Origin of the sequence: Streptomyces sp. NPDC059564 (assembly GCF_042735575.1) — a bacterium.
Lineage (GTDB): Bacteria > Actinomycetota > Actinomycetes > Streptomycetales > Streptomycetaceae > Streptomyces.
This window is the reverse complement of sequence record NZ_JBHWBP010000593.1, coordinates 1-2,652: the sequence shown is the minus strand read 5'-3', so window position 1 is coordinate 2,652 and position 2,652 is coordinate 1. Positions and strand designations below refer to the sequence as shown.

Genomic DNA, 2,652 nt, shown 5'->3' with positions numbered 1-2,652 from the left:
CCGTGATCTACACGACCTATGTGGTCGGCAGCTTCTGTTGTGTATAAGCGACCGGCAGCCGCCCGCGCCCTGGCGGGTGGGCGCACCCCCCGCGGGGTGGCGCCCACCGTCATGTCGTATCCGGGCCGGTCCCCCCGGTCCCGCCCGTCCTACGGCCTGCGGGCCGAGGTCACGCGGTAGACGTCGTAGACGCCCTCGACGCCCCGTACGGCCTTCAGGACGTGCCCCAGGTGCTTCGGGTCGCCCATCTCGAAGGTGAACCGGGAGGTGGCCACCCGGTCGCGGGAGGTCTGCACGGCCGCCGAGAGGATGTTCACGTGCTGGTCCGACAGGACCCGGGTGACGTCCGACAGCAGCCGGGACCGGTCCAGCGCCTCCACCTGGATGGCGACCAGGAAGACGGAGGACTGGGTGGGCGCCCACTCGACCTCCAGCATCCGCTCGGGCTGCTGGGAGAGCGAGTCCACGTTGACGCAGTCGGCCCGGTGAACCGATACGCCACTGCCGCGCGTGACGAAGCCGATGATGGGGTCGCCCGGCACCGGGGTGCAGCAGCGGGCCAGCTTGACCCAGACGTCGTCGACGCCCTTGACCACCACGCCCGGATCGGCGCTGCCGCGGCGCTTGCTGCGCCCGCGGGCCGGCGGGATGCTCTCCTCGATGTCCTCGTTGGCCGCTTCCTCGCCGCCGAGGGCCTGCACCAGCTTCTGCACGACGCCCTGCGCGGCCACGTGGCCCTCGCCGATCGCCGCGTACAGGGAGGAGATGTCGGGGTAGCGCATCTCGTGCGCGAGGGTGACGAGGGAGTCGCCCGTCAGGATGCGCTGGATCGGCAGGTTCTGCTTGCGCATGGCCCGCGCGATGGCGTCCTTGCCGTGCTCGATGGCCTCGTCGCGGCGCTCCTTGGAGAACCAGGCGCGGATCTTGTTGCGGGCCCGCGGGGACTTGACGAAGCCGAGCCAGTCGCGCGACGGACCCGCGCCCTCGGCCTTGGAGGTGAACACCTCGACCAGGTCGCCGTTGTCGAGGGTCGATTCGAGCGGCACGAGCCGCCCGTTGACCCGTGCCCCTATCGTGCGGTGGCCGACCTCGGTGTGGACCGCGTACGCGAAGTCCACGGAGGTCGCGCCCGCGGGCAGCGCGATGACGTCGCCCTTGGGGGTGAAGACGAAGACCTCGTTGCGGGAGAGGTCGAAGCGCAGCGAGTCGAGGAACTCGCCCGGGTCCTCCGTCTCCTTCTGCCAGTCCAGGAGCTGGCGCAGCCAGGCCATGTCGTTGACGGTGTCCTGGCCGGCGCTGCCCTTGGCGGCCTGCGGGACGTCGGTGCGCACCTTGGAGGTGCCCGCCACGGTCTGCTGCTTGTACTTCCAGTGGGCGGCGATGCCGTACTCGGCGCGGCGGTGCATGTCGAAGGTGCGGATCTGGAGTTCGACCGGCTTGCCGCTGGGCCCGATGACCGTCGTGTGCAGCGACTGGTACATGTTGAACTTGGGCATCGCGATGTAGTCCTTGAACCGGCCGGGGACCGGGTTCCAGCGCGCGTGCACGGTGCCGAGGGCCGCGTAGCAGTCCCGGACCGTGTCGACGAGGACGCGGATGCCCACCAGGTCGTAGATCTCCGCGAAGTCACGGCCGCGGACGATCATCTTCTGGTAGACGCTGTAGTAGTGCTTCGGCCGGCCGGTGACCGTGGCCTTGATGCGGGCGGCTCTGAGGTCCGTCTGCACCTCGTCGGTGACGACGGCCAGGTACTCGTCGCGCTTGGGCGCTCTTTCGGCGACCAGCCGCACGATCTCGTCGTACATCTTGGGGTAGAGGATCGCGAAGGCGAGGTCCTCCAGCTCCCACTTGATCGTGTTCATGCCGAGGCGGTGGGCCAGCGGCGCGTAGATCTCGAGGGTCTCGCGGGCCTTCTTCTCCTGCTTCTCCCGCTTCAGGTACCGCATCGTGCGCATGTTGTGCAGGCGGTCGGCGAGCTTGATGACCAGGACCCGGGGGTCCTTGGCCATCGCGACGACCATCTTGCGCACGGTCTCGGCCTGCGCGGCCTCACCGAACTTGACCCGGTCGAGCTTGGTGACGCCGTCGACGAGGAGGGCCACGGCGTCGCCGAAGTCGCGCCGGAGCTGCTCCAGGCCGTACTCGGTGTCCTCGACGGTGTCGTGCAGCAGCCCCGCCATGAGGGTGGCGGGGTCCATCCCGAGCTCGGCGAGGATCGTGGTCACCGCGAGCGGGTGGGTGATGTACGGGTCGCCGCTCTTGCGCTTCTGACCGCGGTGCCAGCGCTCGGCGACCTGGTAGGCCTGCTCGATCTGGCGCAGCGTCGCCGTCTCGATCTTCGGGTCGTTGCTGCGGACTATACGGAGCAGGGGTTCCAGTACCGGGTTGTACGGGTTGGAACGCTGCACGCCGAGGCGTGCCAGCCGGGCGCGCACCCGGTTGGAGGACCCCGCCTGCTTCGCCGGAGCGGGCTTGACCGGCGGGGCCGGCGGGGGCGTGGCCGCGGCCGCCGCGGCCGGGTCGGCCTGCGGGTCGGGCTGCGCGGCGGAGAGTGGCTGGACCTCGTCTGGCAAGAGCGCTCCTCAGGGGGTCCCCCCGGACGGAGTCCGGGGGAGGATCCGGAGCCCCGGTCAGGTCCGGATAACCCATGGT

Annotated in this window: 1 protein-coding gene; it reads right to left on the bottom strand. The window is 70.1% G+C overall.

The window, feature by feature from the left end:
• Positions 1 to 149 precede the first annotated feature (149 nt).
• A complete protein-coding gene (locus ACFV0Q_RS40650) occupies positions 150 to 2,573 on the bottom strand; it encodes a RelA/SpoT family protein (RefSeq protein WP_385013025.1) in 2,424 nt (807 codons plus the stop codon).
• Between the last annotated feature and the right edge of the window lie 79 nt (positions 2,574 to 2,652).